Raw genomic sequence first — 22311 nt, forward strand, 5'->3', positions numbered from 1 at the left:
GCGCGGCGCGCTTTCCGAAATTTCGGCGGAATCGGGTGGCCGGCGGCCGGTGGCCGGGCGGCCGCCCGCCGGGTGGCGCGCCCATATCCTGGAGCGGGCGGCGGACTTCATGATCGTCCGCCCGGTGGCCCGCCGCAGGTGCGCGGGACCGGACGACGCGGCACGGAGGCGCCAGGCGTGAGCAGGAAGCAGATCCCGGTGGTCGTTCTCACGGGCTTTCTGGGATCGGGGAAGACGACCCTGCTCAACCATCTGCTGCGCCGCCGCGCCGGCAACAGGATCGCGGTGGTCGTCAACGACTTCGGGGCCATCGAGATCGACGCCATGACGGTCGCGGGGCAGGTCGGTTCGACGGTCTCGCTCGGCAACGGCTGTCTGTGCTGCGCCGTCGACGCGAGCGAACTCGACGGCTATCTGGAGCGGCTGACCCGGCCGTCCGCGCGGATCGACCTGATCGTCATCGAGGCCAGCGGCCTGGCCGAGCCGCAGGAACTGGTCCGGATGATCCTCGCCGGGGACAACCCGTACACGGTGTACGGGGGACTGGTCGAGGTGGTGGACGCCGCCGAGTTCGACGCGACCCGCCGCCGCCATCCGGAGATCGACCGCCATCTCGCGCTCGCGGATCTCGTGGTCCTGAACAAGACGGACCGGGTTGCGGAGGCGGACCACACGCGGATCCTCGACGTCGTGGAGAGGCTGGGCCCGGGGACGCCGGTGGTCTCCGCGTCGTACGGACGGATCGACCCCGAGCTGCTCTTCGACCCCGCGGTCCGGCCGGCCGAGGAGGAGAAGGTACGCCAGCTCTCCTTCGAGGACCTGCACGAGGACGCGGACCACACCGGCCATGACGCGGACCACGGCGCCGGGCACGAGGGGCATCTCCACACGGCGTACGAGAGCCTGTCGTTCACCGCGTCCGCCCCGATGCGTCCGCGCCGGCTGATGTCGTTCCTGGACTCCCGGCCCCCGGGGCTCTACCGGATCAAGGGCTTCGTGGACTTCGGCACGGGCGACCCGGACCACCGGTACGGGGTGCACGCGGTCGGCCGCTTCCTGCGCTTCCGGCCGGAGCCCTGGGGCGGGGGTACGGAGCGGCTCACCCAACTCGTCCTGATCGGCTCCGGCATCGACCCGGACGCGCTGCTGAAGGAGCTGGAGGCGTGCCAGGAGACCGAGGCGGAGGCCGCCGGGGCCAGGGTCGACCAGCGTGACATGTGGGGCGTCCTGCGCTACGTACCGGACCCCTCGGAGGCCGAAGACTCCTCGGAACCCGGGGATCCGTCGGAGGCCGGGGGGCTGTCCGGCCCCGGGAACCTGTCCGACGCCGGAGCAGCCTGGGAGCCCGGAGACCCTTCGGGGGCCGGGTCCGAGGACCTGGCCCCCGAAGGCTGCCGTTGAGCGGCTCCGGTCGCCGTCAGTGCGCGGGCCCCGCCAGGACGTGTACCGCCGCCGCGTACGGCGTACCCGAACCGTCCCTGCGCGGATCGGGCTCCGGCAGCTCGACCGGTGTGCCGTTCTTCTGCGCCGCGTGCGCCGGGCTCGGACCCGCCCAGGCCAGGGCCAGCATGTCCTCGCCCTTGAGGAACCGGTGGCAGCGCACCCCGCCCGTCGCCCTGCCCTTACGCGGGTACTGGTCGAACGGGGTGAGCTTCGCCGTACGTACGGAGTCGTCCAGCGTCCCGTGCGACCCGGTGACCGTGAAGACCACCGCGTCCGCCGCCGGGTCGACCGCGGTGAACGAGATCACCGTGGCGTCGTCGGCCAGTTTGATGCCAGTCATACCGCCCGCGGGCCGCCCCTGCGGCCGTACCTGCGCCGCCGGATACCGCAGAAGCTGGGCGTCGGAGGTGATGAAGACCAGGTCCTCCTCGCCGGTCCGCAGCTCGGCGCCGCCGACCACTCGGTCGCCCTCCTTGAGGGAGATGACCTCCAGCTCCTCCTTGTTGGACGGATAGTCCGGTACGACCCGTTTGACCACGCCCTGGAGCGTGCCCAGCGCGAGCCCCGGGGACGACTCGTCCAGCGTCGTCAGACAGACCAGGTCCTCGCCGTCGTCCAGCTCCAGGAACTCCGAGACCGTCGCCCCGCCCGACAGGTTCGGTGTCGCGGCGGTGTCCGGGAGCCGCGGCAGGTCGATCACCGCGATCCGCAGCAGCCGGCCGGTGGAGGTCACGGCGCCGATGTCGCCGCGCGCGGTCGCCGGGACGGCCGAGACGATCACGTCGTGCTTGACGCGCCGGCCCTCGCCCGCGTCCAGCGGCTCGCCGTTGGCCGTACGGGCCAGCAGCCCGGTGGAGGAGAGCAGCACACGGCACGGGTCGTCCGCGACCTCCAGCGGCACCGAGGCCACCGTGGCGGAGCCCGACTCCAGCAGGACGGTGCGGCGCGGTGTGCCGAACTTCTTCGCCACCGCGGCCAGTTCCGTCGAGACGAGCTTGCGCAGCTCGGCGTCCGACTCCAGGATGCCGGTCAGCTCGTCGATCTCACCGTTGAGGCGGTCGCGCTCGCTCTCCAGCTCGATCCGGTCGAAGCGGGTGAGCCGGCGCAGCGGCGTGTCCAGGATGTACTGCGTCTGGATGTCGCTGAGCGAGAAGTGCTCGATCAGCCGCTCCTTGGCCTGTGCCGAGTTGTCGCTCGACCGGATCAGCCGGATGACCTCGTCGATGTCGATGAGCGCGACGAGCAGCCCCTCGACCAGGTGCAGCCGGTCGCGCCGCTTCGTCCTGCGGAACTCGCTGCGGCGGCGTACCACCGTGAACCGGTGGTCCAGATAGACCTCCAGCAGTTCCTTCAAGCCCAGCGTCAGCGGCTGGCCGTCCACCAGCGCCACGTTGTTGATGCCGAAGGACTCCTCCAGCGGCGTCAGCTTGTAGAGCTGCTCCAGCACCGCCTCCGGCACGAAGCCGTTCTTGATCTCGATGACCAGGCGCAGGCCGTGCGAGCGGTCCGTGAGGTCCTTGACGTCGGCGATGCCCTGGAGCTTCTTCGCGGAGACCAGGTCCTTGATCTTCGCGATGACCTTCTCGGGGCCGACCGTGAAGGGCAGTTCCGTGACGACGATGCCCTTGCGGCGCGGGGTGACGTCCTCCACCGTCGCCGTGGACCGGATCTTGAAGGTGCCCCGGCCCTTCTCGTACGCGTCCTTGATGCCCGTCAGCCCGACGATCCGGCCCCCGGTCGGCAGGTCGGGACCGGGCACGAAACGCATCAGCGTCTCCAGGTCGGCGCCCGGGTGCTTGATGAGGTGGCGGGCGGCCGCCACGACCTCGCCCAGGTTGTGCGGCGGCATGTTCGTCGCCATGCCGACCGCGATGCCGGTGGCACCGTTGACCAGCAGGTTGGGGTACGCGGCCGGAAGTGTGACCGGTTCGCGCTCCTGGCCGTCGTAGTTCGGCTCGAAATCGACGGTGTCCTCGTCGATGGACTCCGTCATGAGCGACGTCGCGTCGGCCATCCTGGCCTCGGTGTACCGCATGGCGGCCGGCGGGTCGTCGTTGCCGAGGGAGCCGAAGTTGCCATGGCCGTCCACCAGCGGCAGCCGCATCGAGAACGGCTGCGCCATGCGGACCATGGCGTCGTAGATCGACGCGTCGCCGTGCGGGTGGAGCTTGCCCATCACCTCGCCGACCACGCGCGCGCACTTCACGTAACCGCGGTCGGGGCGCAGGCCCATCTCGTTCATCTGGTACACGATGCGGCGGTGCACCGGCTTCAGGCCGTCCCGGGCGTCGGGCAGGGCCCGGGAGTAGATCACCGAGTACGCGTACTCAAGGAAGGAGCCCTGCATTTCATCGACCACGTCGATGTCGAGGATCTTCTCCTCGAAGTCCTCCGGCGGCGGGGTCTTGGTGCTGCGGCGGGCCATCGCGGCTGCGGCTCCTTCACAAGTTCTGTACGGCAACTTCTGGAACTGACGCGGACCATTGTGGACCGCGCCACTGACAACGCCGACCTCGACCCGTCGTTGGGACAGGAAGGGGCGCGTGTCGGAAGGGTGCCAGATCCCGGACCTGTTAGGGGAACTTCGCCAGGTGTCGGCACGCTTGCATACAGTGGCAGGACTTCTCCATATCGCGATCGAAGGGACGTACATGCCCATGGGTCACACGGCCACAGCGCAGGCCGGTTCCGGCGGCCTGACAGCGACTGAGCACCGCCTGGCCAACGGCCTCCGCGTGGTGCTCTCCGAGGACCACCTGACCCCGGTCGCCGCGGTCTGCCTCTGGTACGACGTCGGCTCGCGCCACGAAGTCAAGGGCCGTACCGGCCTGGCCCACCTTTTCGAGCACCTGATGTTCCAGGGCTCGGCGCAGGTGTCGGGGAACGGTCACTTCGAGCTGGTGCAGGGGGCCGGCGGCTCCCTCAACGGCACCACCAGCTTCGAACGCACCAACTATTTCGAGACCATGCCCACCCACCAGCTCGAACTGGCGCTCTGGCTGGAAGCCGACCGGATGGGCTCCTTGCTCGCCGCGCTCGACGAGGAGTCCATGGAGAACCAGCGGGACGTCGTCAAGAACGAGCGCCGCCAGCGGTATGACAATGTGCCATACGGTACGGCGTTCGAACGACTGACCGCGCTCTCCTACCCCGAGGGCCACCCGTACCACCACACGCCGATCGGCTCCATGGCCGACCTGGACGCCGCCACCCTGGAGGACGCCCGCGCGTTCTTCCGTACGAACTACGCGCCGAACAACGCGGTGCTCTCCGTCGTCGGCGACATCGACCCCGAGCGCACCCTCGCCTGGATCGAGAAGTACTTCGGCTCCATCCCCTCGCACGACGGCAAGCAGCCGCCGCGCGACGGCACCCTCCCCGACACCATCGGCGAGCAGCTCCGTGAGGAGGTCCACGAGGAGGTCCCGGCCCGCGCGCTGATGGCCGCCTACCGGCTGCCGCACGACGGCACCCGCGAGTGCGACGCCGCCGACCTGGCGCTCACCGTCCTCGGCGGCGGCGAGTCCTCCCGTCTGCACAACCGGCTGGTACGGCGCGACCGCACCGCCGTCGCCGCCGGCTTCGGGCTGCTGCGGCTGGCGGGCGCCCCCTCGCTCGGCTGGCTGGACGTGAAGACGTCCGGCGGGGTCGAGGTCCCCGGGATCGAGACGGCCGTCGACGAGGAGCTGGCCAGGTTCGCCGCAGAGGGCCCCACCGCCGAGGAGATGGAGCGGGCCCAGGCCCAGCTCGAACGCGAATGGCTGGACCGGCTGGGCACGGTCGCCGGCCGTGCCGACGAACTGTGCCGGTTCGCCGTGCTGTTCGGCGACCCGCAGCTCGCGCTGACCGCCGTCGACCGCGTCCTGGACATCACCGCGGACGAGGTCAGGGCCGTCGCCGCGGCGCGGCTGCGCCCCGACAACCGGGCGGTGCTGGTCTACGAACCGGTCACCCCCGAAGACGCCGACGCCGCCGACCAGGACGAGACCGACGAGCACGAGGGGGCGGACCAGTGACCGACGCTGCCGTGACCATGGAGTTCCATCCGCAGCCGACCGCCGGCGAGGCCAGGCCCTGGGCCTTCCCCGCCCCCGAGCGCTCCACGCTCGGCAACGGCCTGACGGTGCTGCGCTGCGACCGCCCCGGCCAGCAGGTGGTGGCCGTCGAGATCAATCTCGACGCCCCGCTGGACGCCGAGCCCGAAGGGCTCGACGGTATCGCCACGATCATGGCGAGGGCGCTCTCCGAGGGCACCGACAAGCACAGCGCCGAGGAGTTCGCCGCCGAGCTGGAGCGCTGCGGCGCCACCCTCGACGCGCACGCGGACCACCCGGGCCTGCGGGTCTCCCTGGAGGTCCCCGTCTCCCGGCTGCTCAAGGCGCTCGGCCTGCTCGCCGAGGCGCTGCGCGCCCCCGCCTTCGCGGACAGCGAGGTCGAACGGCTCGTACGGAACCGGCTCGACGAGATCCCGCACGAGACCGCCAACCCGGGCCGCCGCGCCGCCAAGCAGCTCTCCAAGGAGCTGTTCCCGGCCTCCCTGCGCATGTCACGGCCGCGCCAGGGCACCGAGGAGACCGTGGAGCGCATCGACGCCGCGGGCGTCCGCGCCTTCTACGAGGCGCACGTACGCCCCGCCACGGCCACCGCGGTCGTCGTGGGCGACCTCGCGGGCGTCGACCTGGACGCGATCCTCGCGGACACCCTCGGCGCCTGGACGGGCGACACGGCCGCGCCCCGGCCCGTGCCGGCCATCACCGCCGACGACACAGGACGGGTGGTCATCGTGGACCGCCCCGGCGCCGTCCAGACGCAGCTCCTGATCGGCCGGATCGGCGCCGACCGGCACGACCGGGTCTGGCCCGCGCAGGTGCTGGGCACGTACTGCCTGGGCGGCACGCTCACCTCCCGGCTCGACCGCGTCCTGCGCGAGGAGAAGGGCTACACCTACGGCGTACGCGCCTTCGGCCAGGTCCTGCGCTCCTCCGCGCCGTCCTCCCCGGACGGGGGGACGGGCGCCGCGATGCTCGCCATCAGCGGCTCCGTTGACACCGCGTCCACCGGCCCCGCGCTCGACGACCTCTGGACGGTGCTGCGCACCCTCGCCGCCGAGGGGCTCACGGACGCCGAGCGCGATGTGGCCGTGCAGAACCTGGTGGGGGTAGCGCCGCTGAAGTACGAGACGGCCGCCTCCGTCGCGGCCACGCTGGCCGACCAGGTCGAGCAGCACCTCCCGGACGACTTCCAGGCGCGGCTCTACGCGCGGCTGGCCGAGACGGGCACGGTCGAGGCGACGGCGGCCGCCGTCAACGCCTTCCCCGTGGACCGGCTCGTCACCGTCCTGGTCGGGGACGCGGCGCAGATCAAGGAGCCGGTCGAAGCGCTCGGAATCGGCGAAGTGACGGTTGTCACAGGCTGATCCGGCTTTCGAGGGAACCCCGGCGACCGCGGTCGCCGGGGTTCTGCTTTATGTCCACCTTTGGTGGGGAGCGTGCTCGTCTGCCCTGTGGTGTGCGCTACAAAAAACCTTGTCTGTTTGGTTATTGAAAGACGAGCCGCTTAGCGTCGGTCCGGCTGTTCGCCGTTGCGCCGCATCCGTGGCACCGAACAGCCATCGCCGAGTCCCCGTCAGCCGCTACCAGGCTGCCCGGGAGCCGGGGACCCACCGTCCCTGGGGTGAATCGGACGGCCTTCGCGGGCACACCGCGCGCGGAGGGGTCCGTAGGAGACCTTCCTGCTCCGAACCCGTCAGCTAACCCGGTAGGCGAGAGGGAAGGAAAGGACCAGCCACTCCATGGCGTTCACCCGTGCCACCGGGAAGCACCGCGCCCCGAACCGCGTCACCTGCAAGGGCGCGAGCGCCGCCGGGTTCGCGACGCTGACCGCGACCGGCGTCATCGGCTCTCTCGCCTCCCCGGCGCTCGCCGCCGACAGCTCCACCGAGGCCGCCGCACACACCGGACTGACCCAGGTCATCGCCATCGGCGACGCCGTCGCCGGAGCGGTCGACGACCAGGCACAGGCCCAGCGCCACGCCGCCGAGAAAGCCGAGCGGCTGAAGGCCGAGGCCAGGGCGCGGGCCGCCGCGAAGGCCGAGGCGGAGCGCAAGGCGGAGGCCCGCGCGCAGGAGCTGCGCGCGGAGCGGGAGCGCGCCGCGCGCGCCGAGGAGCGCAAGCGGCTGAACACCTTCCAGCTCCCCGTCGCCGGCTCGTACGTCACCACCGGCTACCACTCCGGCGGCTCCCTCTGGTCCTCCGGCAGCCACTCGGGCGTCGACTTCCGCGCCGCGTCCGGCACCTCGGTCGTGGCCGTCGGCGCGGGCACCGTCGTCGAGGCCGGCTGGGGCGGCTCGTACGGCAACAACATCGTCCTCCGGATGACGGACGGCACCTACACCCAGTACGGGCACCTCTCCTCGATCAGCGTCTCCGTCGGCCAGAGCGTCACCCCGGGGCAGCGGATCGGCCTCTCGGGCGCCACCGGCAACGTCACGGGACCGCACCTCCACTTCGAGGCCAGGACGAGCGCCGACTACGGCTCCGACATGGACCCGGTCGCCTATCTCCGTACGCACGGCGTGGCGGTCTGACCGCTCGCCGCCCCACCCGCGCACCGCTTCCCGCGAAGGCCCCGGCTCCCCGACGGGGCCTTCGCGCCGCCCTGCCGACGGCCAAAAGATATCCATGGATTCCGGGCACCCATCGGAAATTCGCGTTGATTGCAATAGAGTCACGGAACAGGCGTCAATCGGCTGCGTTTCGCGCGGATTAAGGCGGAGGTTCGGACATGCGCATTCCGGCGCACTCGGTATGCACAGCTATTCGCGACGACATCGTCTCCGGGCAGTTCGAGCGGGGTGGCCGGCTCACCGAGGAGCAGCTCGCACGGCGCTACGGCGTCTCCCGCGTCCCGGTGCGCGAGGCCCTGCGCACGCTGGAGTCCGAGGGCTTCGTGACCACGCGCCGCCATGTCGGCGCCTGTGTCGCCGAGCCGACCGAGCAGGAGGCCGCCGACCTGCTGGAGGTACGGCTGCTGCTGGAGCCGCTGGGCGCGGCGCGCGCCGCCCAGCGCCGTACGGAGGCCCACCTCAAGGTCCTGCGCGGACTGGTCAGACTGGGCCAGGAGCGGGCCCGCAGGGGCCAGGGCGAGGATCTGCGCGCGCTGGGCGCCTGGTTCCACGAGACGCTGGCCCAGGCGTCCGGAAGCCCCGCGCTCACCTCGCTGCTCACCCAGCTCCGGCACAAGATCGCCTGGATGTACGTGGTCGAGCAGCCCAGCCACCCGGTGGAGTCCTGGGCGGAGCACGGCGCGATCGTGGACGCCGTGGCGCGCGGCGACGGCGAACGCGCGCGGGCGCTCACCACCCTGCACGCGGAGCGCACGATGCCGGTGCACCGGCTGCGCCGCCCCGGACGCGGCCCCGGCCACGGCCGCGAAAAGGTGAGGGCTTCGCAACACGGCGTAAACACTGCGAGCGCACAGCATTAACAATCGAGCCGTATACAAAGAAAGAGAAATTGGCGCGGCCTATTTTTTGCTGCCCGCACGAAAAGACGGAGCCGTGGTCCACCGAATTCGGTGGACCACGGCTCCGTCGTGGAAATGCTCTCCGGGCCGGTCTCCGGGGAGTCCGGTCCGATCAGACCGTCTCGGGCAGCTCGTCGAGCCCTTCGGCGACCAGCTTGGCCAGCCGGTCCAGGGCGGCGTCCGCGCCCTCGGCGTCGGAGACCAGCACGACCTCCTCGCCGCCCTGCGCACCCAGACCGAGCACCGCGAGCATCGACGCGGCGTTGACAGGGTTGCCGTCGGCCTTCGCGATCGTCACGGGAACGCCGGCGGCCGTGGCGGCGCGGACGAAGATGGAGGCGGGACGGGCGTGCAGGCCCTCGGCCCAGCCGACATTGACGCGGCGCTCAGCCATGGTGTTGCCCTTCAAGTCGCAAAAAGTCTCAAAACAGATGTCCGGACCAGACTCTCATGGGGCGCCGAACAGCTCCCCGTCACCCCCGATCGCCGGTCACGGGCCCCGCCCCCGCCGTACGCTTGCCCCATGGAGCACCCGCGGGACCACGCGTATCCAGGGCACTGGGAGGCGGACGTGGTGCTGCGCGACGGCGGTACCGCCCGGATCAGGCCCATCACCACCGAGGACGCGGAGCGCCTGGTCAGCTTCTACGAACAGGTCTCCGACGAGTCGAAGTACTACCGCTTCTTCGCGCCCTATCCGCGCCTCTCCGACCGTGACGTCCACCGCTTCACGCACCACGACTACGTGGACCGGGTGGGACTCGCGGCGACGGTCGGCGGTGAGTTCATCGCGACCGTACGCTACGACCGCACCGACGAGCACGGACGGCCCGCCTCCGCCCCCGCCGACGAGGCCGAGGTCGCCTTCCTCGTGCAGGACGCGCACCAGGGCCGCGGCGTCGCCTCCGCCCTGCTGGAGCACATCGGCGCCGTCGCCCGCGAGCGGGGCATCCGCCGGTTCGCCGCCGAGGTGCTGCCCGCCAACGCCAAGATGATCAAGGTGTTCCGGGACGCCGGCTACACCCAGCGGCGCAGCTTTGAGGACGGCGCTGTACGGCTCACCCTCGACCTGGAACCGACCGCCGAGTCCCTGGCCGTCCAGCGCGGCCGTGAACAGCGCGCGGAGGCCCGCTCCGTACAGCGGCTGCTGGCCCCCGGCGCGGTCGCCGTCGTCGGGACCGGCCGCGCCCCCGGCGGCGTCGGCCGCACCGTACTGCGCAATCTGCGCGACGCGGGCTTCACCGGCCGCCTGTACGCGGTGAACAGAGCGTTCCCCGAGTCCACCGCGACGCTCGACGGCGCCCCCGCCGTACGCTCCGTCACCCGGATCGGGGAACCCGTCGACCTCGCGGTCCTCGCCGTCCCCGCCGACCGGGTGCCGGAAGCGGTCGAGGAGTGCGGCCGCTCCGGGGTACGGGGCCTGGTGGTCCTCTCCGCCGGGTACGCGGAGAGCGGGGCCGAGGGCCGCGAACGCCAGCACGCGCTGGTGCGGCAGGCCCGCTCGTACGGCATGCGCATCATCGGCCCCAACGCCTTCGGGATCATCAACACCGCCGAGGGAGCCCGGCTGAACGCCTCCCTCGCACCGAAGCCGCCCGCGCGCGGCCGGATCGGCCTGTTCACCCAGTCCGGCGCGATCGGCATCGCCCTGCTCGCCGCGCTGCACCGGCGCGGCGCGGGGCTGTCCTCGTTCGTCTCGGCGGGCAATCGCGCGGACGTCTCGGGCAACGACATCCTCCAGTACTGGTTCGAGGACCCGGACACCGATGTCGCGCTGCTCTACCTCGAATCGATCGGCAACCCGCGCAAGTTCACCCGGCTCGCCCGGCGCACGGCCGCGGTGAAGCCGGTCGTCGTGGTCAAGGGCGCCCGCCACAGCGGCAGCGCCCCGCCCGGACACACCGTCCCCGTCACCCGCATACCGGACGCCACGGTCTCGGCGCTGCTGCGGCAGGCCGGGGTGATCCGCGTCGACACGGTCACCGAACTCGTCGACGCGGGCCTGCTGCTCGCCTCGCAGCCGCTCCCCGCGGGCCCGCGGGTCGCGATCCTCGGCAACTCCGAATCGCTCGGCCTCCTCACGTACGACGCCTGCCTCACGGAGGGCCTGCGCCCCCTGCCGCCCCAGGACCTCACCACGGCCGCGGCGCCCGACGACTTCCGTACGGCGCTCACGGCGGCGCTGGCCGACCCCGGCTGCGACGCCGTCGTGGTGACCGCGATCCCCCGGGTGGGGGAGACGGGCACGGCCGGCCCCGACGGCGGCGGCGCGCTGGGCACCGCGCTCAGAACAGCCGCGGCGACGGCCCCGGCGAAGCCCGTCGCGGTGGTCCACGTCGAGATCGGCGGCCTCGCGCAGGCGCTGTCCGCGGCGGCGGACAGCGGCCCGGGCCGCCCGTCACCGTGCGCCACGGCGACGCCGCTCCCGGAACCACCGTCGCCGGAGCCGTCACCACCCGAGGAGACAGCGCCCGAGAAGACACCGACGGCCGGCGCCGACCCCTTCGCCGCCGACCCCCCAGCCCCCGACGCCGTACGCCGCCTCCCCGCCTACCCCGCCGCCGAACGCGCCGTCCGCGCGCTCGCCGAGGCCGTCCGGTACGCGCAGTGGCGGCGCCAGGCCGCCGACCCGGGCAAGGTCCCCGAGTTCCTGGACGACGCCATCGACGGGAGCGCGGCCGCCGCCCTCATCGACCGGCTCCTCGGCGCGGACCCCGACACACGCCGTCTCGCCACCGCCGACGCCCACGAACTGCTCGCCCTGTACGGCATCCCCGTACGGCCGACCCTGCCGGCGCCGGGCCCCGACGAGGCCGTCGCCGCCGCCGCGCGCCTCGGCTACCCCGTCGCCCTGAAGACCACCGCGCCGCATCTGCGCCACCGCGCCGACCTCGGCGGCGTACGGCTCGACCTCGCCGACGAGGCGCAACTGCGGCTGGCCCACCGCGAGCTGACCGAGACGCTCGGCACCGCCGTCGAGCTGCGCCCCGTCGTCCAGGCCATGGCGCCCCGCGGCGTGGACACCGTCGTACGGGCCGCCATCGACGCCGCCGCCGGCGCCGTGCTCTCCTTCGGGCTGGCCGGCGCCCCCTCCGAACTCCTCGGCGATCTCGCCCACCGGCTGGTGCCCGTCACCGACCGGGACGCCGCCGAGCTGATCCGGTCGATCCGTACGGCACCGCTCCTCTTCGGCTGGCGCGGCTCCGCGCCGGTCGACACCGCCGCCCTGGAGGAGGTGCTGCTGCGCGTCTCCCGGCTGGTCGACGACCACCCCGAGGTCGTCTCCGTCACCCTGGAGCCCGTCGTTGTCGCCACGCAAGGGGTATCGGTGCTCGGCGCCACCGTCCGTCTCGCGCCGCCGCCCGCCCGCGACGATCTCGGCCCGCGCACCCTCCCCAGCTACTACTGAGGCCCTTCCGCCCGTCGCTCGGCGGTCACCCCCCGGAGCAGGGCGTCTCCGGCAGCCATCCGGCCACCGTAGGATGAGCGCATGGCGAAGACCGGTACGACGACCCAGGGGCTGCGCACGGCGATCGAGCGCAGCGGCTACTACCCGGCTCTCGTGGCCGAGGCGGTGGAGGCCGCTGTCGGCGGTGAGCCGATCTCGTCGTACCTGGTGCACCAGGAGACCACGTTCGACGCCAACGAGGTGCGGCGGCATGTCACCGTCCTCGTGCTGACGGCCCACCGCTTCATCGTCAGCCACACCGACGAGCAGGCCGCCGACTCCAGCTCCCCGACGCCGTACGCCACCACCTCCACCGAGTCGGTCAAGACCGACCGCATCTCCTCCGTCGTGGTCAGCCGTGTCGTCGCCAACCCGGAGTCGTACAAGCCCGGCACCCTGCCGCGCGAGGTCGTCCTCACCATCGGCTGGGGCGCCGTCGCCCGGATCGATCTGGAACCCGCCGCCTGCGGTGACCCCAACTGCGAGGCGGACCACGGCTACACGGGCAGCTCCACCGCCGACGACCTGAGCCTGCGCGTCAGCGAGGCGGGCGACGGGCCGGACGCCGTGCGGCAGACGCTCGCGTTCGCGCAGGCGCTCTCCGAGGCGATCGCGGCGACGGCGGCCACCGCGGCGACCGGCCGCTGATGGCGGCCGAGCCCTGCTGGCCGGAGTCCGTCCCGCTCGCCCTCTCCAGCGCGCCGCTGCCGCAGTACGGCAGCGGTTCGCTCGCCGATCTGCTGCCCACGCTCGCCGCGGGCCAGGGCGTACCGGATCTGACCGCGACGATCTCAGAACTGACCCCCGCCGACCGGAACTGCGTCTTTCTGATCGACGGTCTCGGCTGGGAGCAGCTCAAGACCCACCCGGACGAAGCGCCGTACATGACGTCGCTGCTGGCCACCTCGCGCGGCTCCACCGGGCGCCCCCTCACCGCGGGCTTCCCCGCCACCACCGCGACCTCCCTCGCCTCCGTCGGTACGGGGCTGCCGCCCTCCGCCCACGGCCTGCCCGGCTACACCGTCCGCGACCCCGCGACCGGCGCGCTGATGAACCAGCTCCGCTGGAAGCCGTGGACCGCGCCGCACGTCTGGCAGCCGTACCCCACCGTCTTCGCGCTGGCCGACGCGGCGGGCGTGCACACCGCGCAGGTGTCCTCGCCGACCTTCCAGCACACCCCGCTCACCAAAATCGCGCTGAGCGGCGGCTCCTTCTTCGGCCGGCTCTCCGGCGAGGACCGGATGGACCTGGCCGCCGAACAACTCGCCGCGGGCGACCGGTCGCTGGTCTACACGTACTACAGCGAGGTCGACGGCAAGGGCCACCGCTTCGGGGTCGACTCCGACGCCTGGCGCGGCCAGTTGATGTACGTCGACCGGCTCGTCCAGCGCCTCGCCGAGCAGCTTCCGCCCCGTACCGCGCTCTATGTCACCGCCGATCACGGCATGATCGACATCCCCTTCGACGAGGAGTCGCGCATCGACTTCGACGAGGACTGGGAGCTGCGCGCCGGGGTCGCCCTGCTCGGCGGCGAGGGCCGGGCCCGGCATGTCTACGCCGTACCCGGTGCCACGGCCGATGTCCTCGCGGTCTGGCGCGAGGTGCTCGGCGAGCGGTTCTGGGTGGCGAGCCGCGACGAGGCGATCGCGGAGGGCTGGTTCGGCCCGCCGGGCGCGATGGACGAGCGGGTGTACGGCCGGATCGGCGACGTGGTCGCCGCGGCCCATGACGACGTGGTGATCACGGCCTCCGTCCGGGAGCCGCACGAGTCGCTGATGGTCGGGATGCACGGCTCGATGACCCCCGTCGAGCAACTGGTCCCCCTCCTCGAAGTACGCTCGTAACCGCTCGTACGCCCGTACGACGCCCGTCGATCGCGGTGCGGCGCCCGTCGACCGCAGCAGCCGAAGACCTGAAAGGCCGTCACCCCCTCATGCCAGAGCTGGTGTTCTTCTCCGGAACGATGGACTGCGGAAAGAGCACCCTCGCTCTGCAGATCGAGCACAACCGCTCGGCGCGCGGGCTCCAGGGCATGATCTTCACCCGCGACGACCGGGCCGGCGAGGGCAAGCTCTCCTCCCGCCTCGGCCTGGTCACCGACGCCGTCGAGGCCGCCGAGGGCTTCGACTTCTACGCGTATCTCGTGGACCGGCTCTCCCAGGGCGGCCGGTGCGACTACGTCATCGCCGACGAGGCGCAGTTCCTCGCCCCGCCCCAGGTCGACCAGCTCGCCCGGGTCGTGGACGACCTGGAGCTGGACGTCTTCACCTTCGGCATCACCACCGACTTCCGCTCCAAGCTCTTCCCGGGCTCGCAGCGGCTGGTGGAGCTGGCCGACCGGGTCGAGGTCCTCCAGGTGGAGGCGCTCTGCTGGTGCGGCGCCCGCGCCACGCACAACGCGCGGACGGTCGGCGGCGCCATGGTGGTCGAGGGCGCCCAGGTCGTCGTCGGGGACGTCCATCAGAGCCGCGACGAGATCGGCTACGAGGTGCTGTGCCGGCGCCACCACCGGCGCCGGATGACCGCGGCGAGCGCACGCGCCGCCGCGCTCTCCCCGGACGTCCTGCCGGTCTAGGTTCCTGGAGACTTCACGAGCGTACGGTCCGCCCCTCCGGGCTCAGGCCGACCGTACGATCGTGAAGACCGCGCCCTCCGGGTCCGCGACCGTCGCGTACCGTCCGTTGACGCCCTCGCGCGGCTGCTGGAGCACCTGCCCGCCCAGCTCCGTGACCAGCCGCGCGGCGTCGTCGGTGTCCGCCACCTCGAAGTGCGTCATCCAGTGCGCGCCCCGCTCCCGGGTGAGCGCCCGCCCCACCCCGTGCAGCGAGGCGACGGGGCGTCCGCGCAGACGCAGGGTCAGGAAGTCGAGGTCGGCCGAGACCACCGCCTCCAGGTCGTAGCCGAACAGCGCCGCGTAGAACTTGCCGACCGAGGACGTCTCGTGGGTGATCAGCTCGTTCCAGACGGGCGTGCCGTGCGCCCCGGCCACCGCCGTCCCGGTGTGCGCCGCCGCCTGCCAGATCCCGAAGACCGCGCCCGTCGGGTCGGAGGCGATGGCCATCCGGCCGGCCTCGGCCGCGTCCAGCGGGCCGACGCCGACCGTGCCGCCGCAGCTCCTGATCGTGTCGGCCGTCAGATCCGCGTTGTCCGTGGCCAGGTACGTCAGCCAGGCGATGGGGAGATGCCGGTCGGGCGGCAGCTGACCGATCCCCGCGATCTCCTTGCCGTCGAGCAGCCCGCGGACGTACGGTCCGAGCTGCTGCGGCCCCGGCTCGAACTCCCAGCCGAACAGCGCTCCGTAGAACTCCTCCGTCGCGGCAAGTCCGTGCACCATCAGACTCACCCAGCAGGGTGTTCCAGGGGTGCGCCGGGTCGCTGCCTCGGTCATCGTCACTGTCTCCTCGGACCTTCGTGGTGGCCGTACGGACCGGGCGCGCCGCGAGAGGAACTGCCGGTGGAACCGCGGAAGTACACGGGAGGCACCGGGGGAGGAAGCGGGACGGAAGCGGCCGTACGCCCGTGCCGATGCTCGCACCCGGCGGCGCGCGGCGCCGCCCGGCCGCGCCGCACTTGGCGGGATCTCGATTCGCTGTTTACCGGCTGTTTCACGGCCCGTTACATCGCACGGACCACCGCCGCTCCCGCCGCGGGGCGGCCGTACGGGAGGATGACGTCCATGACAGCCATCATCACAGCGGCCGAACTCACCGGCGAGTCGGCGGGGCCGCGTCCGCCCGTCCTGCTCGACATCCGCTACCAGCTCGGCGGACCGCCCGGCCGGCCCGCGTACGAGGCGGGGCATCTGCCCGGCGCCGTATACGTGGACCTCGACACGGAGCTGGCCGGTGCGCCGGGCGAGGGCGGCCGTCACCCGCTGCCCGACCCGGGGGTCTTCGGCGCGGCGATGCGCCGTGCGGGTGTCGGCGCGGACACGCCGGTGGTCACGTACGACGGCGGTCTCGGCTGGGCGGCGGCCCGCGCCTGGTGGCTGCTGCGCTGGGCGGGCCACCGCGATGTCCGGGTCCTGGACGGCGGTCTGGCCGCCTGGACGGGCCCGCTCTCCACCGAGGTCCCGGAGCCGGCGGAGGGCGACTTCCGCCCCGAGCCGGGCGCGCTCCCGGTGCTCGACGCGGACGGTGCGGCGGCGCTGGCCCGGGACGGGCTGCTGCTGGACGCCCGCGCGGCCGAGCGCTACCGAGGTGACGTCGAGCCGATCGACCGGATCGGCGGTCACATCCCCGGCGCGGTCTCGGCCCCCACGGCGGAGAACATGGCCGAAAACGGTACCTTCCGTCCGGTGGCGGAACTCGCCGCCCGCTTCGAGGCGCTGGGCGCCACGGGCGGGAGCGTCGGCGTCTACTGCGGCTCGGGTGTCTCCGCCGCCCAGGAGGTGCTGGCCCTGGAGCTGGCGGGCATCGGTGCGGCGCTCTACACCGGCTCGTGGTCGGAGTGGTCCTCGGACCCCGACCGTCCCGTCGCCAAGGGCCCGGCCCCCCGGTAATCGGCGCGCCGGGCGCCAGGAGAGCACCCGAGGGGCCCGTACTCCTCACCCGCGGTGAGTACGGGCCCCTCGGACTGCGTATAGGAGGGTGTGCGAACCCGGTCAGTCCTGTTTCTTGCGCCGGGTGCCGAAGACGATCTCGTCCCAGCTCGGCACCGCGGCCCGCCGCCCGGGGCGGACGCCGTCCGCCTCGGCCTGGCGGTCCGTCGTGCCTGTGAGCCGGTCGCGGTGACCGGCCACCGAACGCGGCATCAGCACGTCCGCGTAGGCCGAACCGGCGCCCGCCGAGGCGGCGGGCGGCTCCTCCGCGTCCGGTTCGTCCTCCGGGTCGACGGACCCGGGATCGGACGGCGCGGTGCGGTCGGGCACGACCATGTCGCCGCGGAAGCTCGGCACGGCCTCCAGCAGGCTGGTGAGCGAGTCGCGTTCGTCGGCGTCGTCCGGCTCGGGGGCGACGGGGCGCTCCAACTGCCGGTCGAGGGAACGGTCCAGTGGCCGGTCGCGCGGCAGCCGGGCGATCCGGGGCACGAACGGGAAGCTCGGCTCCTTCGTGACCGTGTCGTCGGTGTCGCCGATCAGCGCGCGCGCCTCGTCGTCGACGGCCTGGACGAGCCGCCGGGGCGGGTCGTACGTCCAGCTCGCCGAGTGCGGCTCGCCGGCGACCAGATAGACCAGCAGGACTTCCCAGGTGCCGTCGTCACGGCGCCACGAGTCCCACTGGACGGTCTGCTTGTCGGCCCCGCGCAGCGTCAGCCGCTCCTGGACGGCCTCGCCGAGCTGGGGTCCGGTGTTCTCGCCGGGGCGGCGTACGGGGGTCTTCCTGGCCCGCTCGGCCATGAAGGCGCGCTCCGCGAGCACCGGGCCCTCGAAGCGCCGGACGCGGTCCACCGGGATCCCGGCGTGCTGCGCGACCTCCTCGGCGGTGGCACCGGCTCGTATCCGCGCCTGGATGTCCCGTGGTCTGAGGTGGCTCTCCACCTCGATCTCGATCTGGCCCAGACGCGCACGGTCGTTGCGGACGGCGGCACGCAGCCGCTCATCGATGGGGAGCGTGTACTCCGTGCTGTCGGCAGCCTTGAGCACCAGTCGTGTGCCGTCGTTGGAGACGGCCACGACACGCAGTTCGGGCATGGGAACCTCCCGGGTGGTGCCTGCCGACGTCACGTGCGTCGCTGCTTCCGCTAGTCGAGTGTGGCCTGCCCGGGTGCAGCCTGCCACAACCTTTCCGTGCTGCCCGGCGTGTCGGGCATGGGCCCTGGATCGCCGATGGCACGGTTACCCTTTGCGACGCAGAGTGACGAACCTGGTCACTCCGTGCAGCGGGCGCCCGTGCGGTGCCGCGGCTCCGCCGGTATCGAGTGCCACGTTCGGCCCCCTTCCCGTTAGTCCCGGACACCCATGAGGGAGTCCGGCCCCAGGGCTCGCCACAGTACTCCATTCGGGCCATCCGGGTGGACCGGCGCGCCGCCCAAGTTCTCACCGCGCCGGGGAGTTGACGCCCGGTGCGGTCCACGGGCGGCCCGGTACGGGTGTCCTGCTTCACAGAACCCACCGAAGTGGAACTATCCGCTTCGCTCAGAGGTCACTCCCTGGTGCAAGGTGGGACAGATGTGCAGGCAGGGGCTGTAGATGGATCAGAGGCCGACGACCAGGACGACCGGTACGCGAACGGACGACAGGCCGGAAAACGGCGGGACGGACGGACAGCCGGAGGAGCGGAAGCGGACGGCGCCCCGGCTCGAACTGAGCCTGCCGCAGGTCGCGGGCAGCGCGCTCGCGGCGATCGCCGCCGCGGTGCTCGCCTCCCGGCTCGGCGTGTACGGCACGATCATCGGCGCGGGCGTGGTCAGCGTGGTCGCCACCTGCGGCGGTTCGGTCTTCCAGCACCTGTTCCGCCGTACGGGGGAACAGATCCGCGTCGTGGCGGTCCAGACGAAGCCGGGCGGGCGGCAGGTGCCGATGCCCGAACCGAGTGATCCGGGTCGACGGGACGGTTCCGGCGGCTCTGTCGACTCCACCGGCTCCACTGATTCCACCGATTTCGTGCGGAGCGTCGACGCGACCCGGCTGCTGTCCCAGGTGCCTCAGCGGTCTCCGGCGTTCCCGGTGCCCCCGGTGCCCCCCGTGTTCCCGAGTGAGGAGTTCACCCGGGCCACGACCCATGGCACGCGGGTCCGTGGCTGGAAGCGCCCGCTCCTCGCGGCCGGGATCGCCTTCGGCGTCACGATGGGCGGTATCACCGGATACGAGCTGATCTCCGGTCAGGACCTGAGCGGTGGCACGGGAACGACGGTCGGCTCCGTCGTGAGCGGCGGCGGGCACCGGTCCACCCCCTCCACCACGACCGACCCCTCCGCCACCCCCTCCACCGGCAGCGGCGCCCCGGCCGGCGGAGACACGGGCACCACTACGGAGGGCGGGACCTCGCCGTCCCCCTCCGGCAGCGGACGGAGCGACGGGAGCGGCCAGGAGACCGGCACCGGCCAGGGCACCGGCACCGGCCCGGCGGGCACCCCGTCCGCCTCGGCCCCCGACCCGACGGCCTCCTCCGGTCCCGGCCAGGACGCCACCGGAGACAGCGGCTCCGGTGGGTCGTCCGCCCCGGCCCCGGCACCCTCGGGCACCGCCGGCGCCCCGGCCGGCGGCGGCGACGCCGGGACGGCCACAGGGCGGTAGGGGAAGGCGTACGGTGCGCATCGGTCCCGTCAGTCCCCGAGGACCCGGCGCAGATAGTCGTTCCCGAACAGCCGGTCCGGGTCGAGCCGGTCCCGTACCGCCGTGAACTCCGCGAAGCGCGGGTACACCTCGGCGAGATACCCCGCGTCCCGTGTGTGGATCTTGCCCCAGTGCGGCCGGCCGCCGTGCGCCGTCATGATCCGCTCCACCGCCGTGAAGTACGAGCGGTGCGGCGTGCCCCGGTACAGGTGCACGGCGATGTACGCGGTCTCCCGGCCCGAGGCCGTCGAGAGCGCGATGTCGTCGGCGGGCGCCGTCCGTATCTCCACCGGGAAACTCACCTTCAGCGGTGAGCGCTCGATCATCGCCTTGACCTCGCGCAGCGCCCCGACGGCCGCCTGTCTCGGCAGCGCGTACTCCATCTCCACGAAGCGCACCCGGCGCGGCGAGGTGAAGACCTTGTAGGGAATGTCCGTGTACGTACGGGCCGAGAGCGCCTGGCTGGAGACCCGGGCCAGCGCCGGGATCGTCGCGGGCACGGCGCGGCCGAGCGCGCAGGCCGCCCGGAAGACGCCGTTGGAGAGGAGTTCGTCCTCGATCCACGCGGGGACCCGGCCGGGCGGCGCCGCGGGACCGGCGCTGCGGTTGTTGCGCTTGGTGTTGCAGTTGCCGGTGTGCGGGAACCAGTAGAACTCGAAGTGCTCGTTCTCGGCGACATGCTGGTCGAACTCCGCCGCGACCCGGCCGAAGGACATCGGCTCCTCACGGGCCGTCAGCAGGAAGACCGGCTCCACCGCGAAGGTGACCGCGGTGATCACACCCAGCGCGCCGAGGCCGATCCGCGCGACGGCGAAGATCTCCGGGTTCTCCTCGGCCGAGCAGCGCAGCACCGTGCCGTCCGCCGTGACCAGTTCGAGCGCGCGGATCTGGGCGGCGATCGACGCCGACTCACGGCCGGTGCCATGGGTGCCGGTGGAGGTGGCGCCCGCGACGGTCTGCTCCATGATGTCGCCCATGTTGGTCAGTGACAGGCCCTCCCGGGCCAGCGCCGTGTTCAGGCGCTTGAGCGGGGTGCCGGCCGCCACCGTGACGGTGCCCGCGGCCCGGTCGATCTCCCGGATACCGGTGAGCAGGTCGGGCCGTACGAACACGCCGTCCGTGGCGGCGACGGAGGTGAAGGAGTGCCCGCTGCCGACCGCCTTGACCCGCAGCCCGTCGGCCGCCGCCGCGCGTACCTCCCCGATCAGCTCCTCCACGGAGGAGGGCGAGACCGTACGGGCCGGCCGGGCGGTCACGGTCCCCGCCCAGTTACGCCACGCGCTCGTGGCCCTCGTACTCCTCAGGACTGTCCGGTCCCCGGTCATCCGCCCCATGCCCTCCCCGCCTCGGCACCGGCTCACGCAGCCGGCGGTACCCCAGGAACGCCACCGCGGCCGCGACGGCGCCCGCCACCACGGGCACCCTGTACCCCGCTCGTGCCCCGGCGGCGTCGACCACCCAGCCCGCTGCCGACGAGCCGAGCGCCACGCCGACCGCGAGCCCGGTACTGGTCCAGGTCATGCCCTCGGTCAACTTGGTGCGCGGTACATGCGCTTCGACGAGGGCCATGGTGGTCACCATCGTCGGTGCGATGGAGAGGCCCGCGACAAAGAGCGCCACGGCCAGGAGCGGCAGGCTCCCGGCCAGTTGGAGGGGGATCATACTCACGGCCATCGCGCAGACACCCACCAGCCACCTCCTGGCCGGGGGACCGGTGAGATGCAGCAGCCCGAACACCATGCCCGCGCAGCAGGACCCCAGCGCGTAGACGGAGAGCACCAGGCTCGCCGCGGCCTTGTGACCCCGCTCCTCGGCGAAGGCGACCGTGACCACGTCGACCGCGCCGAAGATCGCCCCCGTCGCCACGAACGTCGCCACCAGCACCCGCAGCCCGGCCGAACCGAGCGCCGAACCCCCGGTGTGCTCCGCTCGGGGCCGCGGCACGGGCTCGGTGGCCCGCTGCGCGGTCAGCCACAGGACACCGGTCACCAGGAAGACCCCGGCGACCAGCGGGCCCGCCTCGGGGAACCAGGCCGTCGAGAGCCCGATCGAGATGATCGGGCCGAAGATGAAGCAGACCTCGTCGACCACCGACTCCCAGGAGTACGCGGTGTGCAGCGCGCGCGGGGAGTTGTGGTGGACGGCCGCCCAGCGGGCCCGCACCATCGCCCCGACGCTCGGCATGCACCCGGTCCCGGCCGCGAAGACGAAGAGCGTCCAGTCGGGGGCGCCGCGCTGGGCACAGAGCAGCAGCCCCGCGATGGCCGTCACCGAGACCAGCATCGCCGGGCGCAGCACCCGCCGCTGGCCGTGCCGGTCCACCAGCCGGGAGATCTGCGGGCCGAGCACCGCGGCCGACATGGCCATGGCCGCCGAGACGGCGCCCGCGAGGCCGTACCGGCCGGTGAGCTGGGAGATCATCGTGACCGCGCCGATGCTCAGCATCGCGAGCGGCATCCGGCCGATCAGCCCGGCGGCGCTGAATCCCTTCGTACCGGGAACGTCGAACAGCGCGTGGTAGGAACGGGGCAACGCAGGCAACGGACGCTCCGGTAAGCGATGAATCTGGCCCCGGCAGCCTACGGCCGCACGGGCACCGCGCGCCTCCGCTTTTCCCGCCGGGTCCGCCGGCGCTCCCGGGGCCCGGCCGGGCGGGGCCGCCGCCCGGCGTACCGGGGCG

Annotated in this window: 17 protein-coding genes and 1 riboswitch; of the genes, 11 read left to right on the top strand and 6 right to left on the bottom strand. The window is 72.7% G+C overall.

The genetic code is table 11. The features are described from left to right. The first annotated feature begins 177 nt into the window (after window positions 1–177). Window positions 178–1401, top strand: a complete 1224-nt coding sequence (locus ACIQ7D_RS33395) for a CobW family GTP-binding protein (RefSeq protein WP_403944222.1) — start codon at window positions 178–180, stop codon at window positions 1399–1401. Between the two features lie 16 nt (window positions 1402–1417). Here the strand turns inward: ACIQ7D_RS33395 and ACIQ7D_RS33400 are convergent, their stop codons facing one another. Then, entirely contained in the window at window positions 1418–3868 is a 2451-nt protein-coding gene (locus tag ACIQ7D_RS33400) for a DNA topoisomerase (ATP-hydrolyzing) subunit A (RefSeq protein WP_403944225.1), read from the bottom strand. A gap of 226 nt (window positions 3869–4094) precedes the next feature. Between ACIQ7D_RS33400 and ACIQ7D_RS33405 the strand changes: the two genes are divergently transcribed. The 4 genes from ACIQ7D_RS33405 to ACIQ7D_RS33420 all read left to right on the top strand — a co-directional run bounded on the left by ACIQ7D_RS33405 (window position 4095) and on the right by ACIQ7D_RS33420 (window position 8928). Next, window positions 4095–5459 (top strand): M16 family metallopeptidase, encoded by a 1365-nt coding sequence (locus tag ACIQ7D_RS33405; RefSeq protein ID WP_403944289.1) that lies wholly within the window; start codon window positions 4095–4097, stop codon window positions 5457–5459. A 17-nt stretch (window positions 5460–5476) separates the two neighbouring features. Further along, window positions 5477–6859 carry a M16 family metallopeptidase gene (locus tag ACIQ7D_RS33410; protein WP_403944290.1) on the top strand — a complete coding sequence of 461 codons (1383 nt, stop codon included), beginning with the start codon at window positions 5477–5479 and terminating at the stop codon, window positions 6857–6859. Window positions 6860–7045: 186 nt separating this feature from the next. Beyond that, a riboswitch (cyclic di-AMP (ydaO/yuaA leader) is annotated at window positions 7046–7222 on the top strand. Between the two features lie 12 nt (window positions 7223–7234). Further along, complete coding sequence (locus tag ACIQ7D_RS33415; RefSeq protein ID WP_403944227.1) at window positions 7235–8029, top strand: M23 family metallopeptidase; 795 nt, start codon at window positions 7235–7237, stop codon at window positions 8027–8029. 197 nt (window positions 8030–8226) lie between these two features. Beyond that, window positions 8227–8928, top strand: a complete 702-nt coding sequence (locus ACIQ7D_RS33420) for a GntR family transcriptional regulator (protein WP_403944229.1) — start codon at window positions 8227–8229, stop codon at window positions 8926–8928. Between the two features lie 151 nt (window positions 8929–9079). On the opposite strand, the gene ACIQ7D_RS33425 is transcribed toward ACIQ7D_RS33420, so the two are convergent. Beyond that, entirely contained in the window at window positions 9080–9361 is a 282-nt protein-coding gene (locus ACIQ7D_RS33425; RefSeq protein WP_385007999.1) for an HPr family phosphocarrier protein, read from the bottom strand. A gap of 129 nt (window positions 9362–9490) precedes the next feature. On the opposite strand from ACIQ7D_RS33425, the gene ACIQ7D_RS33430 reads away from it, so the two are divergent. From ACIQ7D_RS33430 to ACIQ7D_RS33445, 4 genes are all read left to right on the top strand, one after another. Beyond that, window positions 9491–12376, top strand: coding sequence for a GNAT family N-acetyltransferase (locus tag ACIQ7D_RS33430; RefSeq protein WP_403944232.1), 2886 nt, complete (start codon window positions 9491–9493; stop codon window positions 12374–12376). A gap of 81 nt (window positions 12377–12457) precedes the next feature. Further along, a complete protein-coding gene (locus ACIQ7D_RS33435; RefSeq protein ID WP_403944234.1) occupies window positions 12458–13063 on the top strand; it encodes a DUF5998 family protein in 606 nt (201 codons plus the stop codon). Beyond that, window positions 13063–14259 carry an alkaline phosphatase family protein gene (locus ACIQ7D_RS33440; protein ID WP_403944236.1) on the top strand — a complete coding sequence of 399 codons (1197 nt, stop codon included), beginning with the start codon at window positions 13063–13065 and terminating at the stop codon, window positions 14257–14259. Before ACIQ7D_RS33435 ends, ACIQ7D_RS33440 begins: the two co-directional genes overlap by 1 nt. An 89-nt stretch (window positions 14260–14348) precedes the next feature. After that, a complete protein-coding gene (locus ACIQ7D_RS33445) occupies window positions 14349–14990 on the top strand; it encodes a thymidine kinase (RefSeq protein ID WP_403944238.1) in 642 nt (213 codons plus the stop codon). A 42-nt stretch (window positions 14991–15032) separates the two neighbouring features. Here the strand turns inward: ACIQ7D_RS33445 and ACIQ7D_RS33450 are convergent, their stop codons facing one another. Further along, window positions 15033–15803: a VOC family protein gene (locus ACIQ7D_RS33450; RefSeq protein ID WP_403944240.1), complete on the bottom strand. Its 771-nt coding sequence runs from the start codon at window positions 15801–15803 to the stop codon at window positions 15033–15035. A 288-nt stretch (window positions 15804–16091) separates the two neighbouring features. Here ACIQ7D_RS33450 and ACIQ7D_RS33455 point away from each other — a divergent pair, with 288 nt between their 5' ends. After that, window positions 16092–16916, top strand: a complete 825-nt coding sequence (locus ACIQ7D_RS33455; RefSeq protein ID WP_403944243.1) for a sulfurtransferase — start codon at window positions 16092–16094, stop codon at window positions 16914–16916. A 102-nt stretch (window positions 16917–17018) separates the two neighbouring features. Here ACIQ7D_RS33455 and sepH read toward each other — a convergent pair whose 3' ends face one another. Then, the gene (gene sepH, locus ACIQ7D_RS33460; RefSeq protein ID WP_403944245.1) at window positions 17019–18047 is read right to left on the bottom strand and encodes a septation protein SepH; all 1029 of its coding nucleotides are present in this window, start codon (window positions 18045–18047) and stop codon (window positions 17019–17021) included. Window positions 18048–18545: 498 nt separating this feature from the next. Between sepH and ACIQ7D_RS33465 the strand changes: the two genes are divergently transcribed. After that, window positions 18546–19592 (top strand): hypothetical protein, encoded by a 1047-nt coding sequence (locus ACIQ7D_RS33465; RefSeq protein ID WP_403944247.1) that lies wholly within the window; start codon window positions 18546–18548, stop codon window positions 19590–19592. Window positions 19593–19621: 29 nt separating this feature from the next. Here the strand turns inward: ACIQ7D_RS33465 and ACIQ7D_RS33470 are convergent, their stop codons facing one another. Then, window positions 19622–20956, bottom strand: a complete 1335-nt coding sequence (locus ACIQ7D_RS33470; RefSeq protein ID WP_403944249.1) for a D-arabinono-1,4-lactone oxidase — start codon at window positions 20954–20956, stop codon at window positions 19622–19624. Further along, a complete protein-coding gene (locus ACIQ7D_RS33475; RefSeq protein ID WP_403944292.1) occupies window positions 20901–22163 on the bottom strand; it encodes an MFS transporter in 1263 nt (420 codons plus the stop codon). The genes ACIQ7D_RS33470 and ACIQ7D_RS33475 overlap by 56 nt, the downstream gene beginning before the upstream one ends. Between the last annotated feature and the right edge of the window lie 148 nt (window positions 22164–22311).

Origin of the sequence: Streptomyces sp. NPDC096310 (assembly GCF_044763125.1) — a bacterium.
GTDB lineage: Bacteria > Actinomycetota > Actinomycetes > Streptomycetales > Streptomycetaceae > Streptomyces.

Coding starts and splice junctions, on each gene's coding strand:
- ACIQ7D_RS33400 (WP_403944225.1), bottom strand. CDS start 3,868: ATGGCCCGCCGCAGCACCAAGACCCCGCCGCCGGAGGACTTCGAGGAG.
- ACIQ7D_RS33405 (WP_403944289.1), top strand. CDS start 4,095: ATGCCCATGGGTCACACGGCCACAGCGCAGGCCGGTTCCGGCGGCCTG.
- ACIQ7D_RS33410 (WP_403944290.1), top strand. CDS start 5,477: ATGGAGTTCCATCCGCAGCCGACCGCCGGCGAGGCCAGGCCCTGGGCC.
- ACIQ7D_RS33415 (WP_403944227.1), top strand. CDS start 7,235: ATGGCGTTCACCCGTGCCACCGGGAAGCACCGCGCCCCGAACCGCGTC.
- ACIQ7D_RS33420 (WP_403944229.1), top strand. CDS start 8,227: ATGCGCATTCCGGCGCACTCGGTATGCACAGCTATTCGCGACGACATC.
- ACIQ7D_RS33425 (WP_385007999.1), bottom strand. CDS start 9,361: ATGGCTGAGCGCCGCGTCAATGTCGGCTGGGCCGAGGGCCTGCACGCC.
- ACIQ7D_RS33430 (WP_403944232.1), top strand. CDS start 9,491: ATGGAGCACCCGCGGGACCACGCGTATCCAGGGCACTGGGAGGCGGAC.
- ACIQ7D_RS33435 (WP_403944234.1), top strand. CDS start 12,458: ATGGCGAAGACCGGTACGACGACCCAGGGGCTGCGCACGGCGATCGAG.
- ACIQ7D_RS33440 (WP_403944236.1), top strand. CDS start 13,063: ATGGCGGCCGAGCCCTGCTGGCCGGAGTCCGTCCCGCTCGCCCTCTCC.
- ACIQ7D_RS33445 (WP_403944238.1), top strand. CDS start 14,349: ATGCCAGAGCTGGTGTTCTTCTCCGGAACGATGGACTGCGGAAAGAGC.
- ACIQ7D_RS33450 (WP_403944240.1), bottom strand. CDS start 15,803: ATGACCGAGGCAGCGACCCGGCGCACCCCTGGAACACCCTGCTGGGTG.
- ACIQ7D_RS33455 (WP_403944243.1), top strand. CDS start 16,092: ATGACAGCCATCATCACAGCGGCCGAACTCACCGGCGAGTCGGCGGGG.
- sepH (WP_403944245.1), bottom strand. CDS start 18,047: ATGCCCGAACTGCGTGTCGTGGCCGTCTCCAACGACGGCACACGACTG.
- ACIQ7D_RS33465 (WP_403944247.1), top strand. CDS start 18,546: ATGGATCAGAGGCCGACGACCAGGACGACCGGTACGCGAACGGACGAC.
- ACIQ7D_RS33470 (WP_403944249.1), bottom strand. CDS start 20,956: ATGACCGGGGACCGGACAGTCCTGAGGAGTACGAGGGCCACGAGCGCG.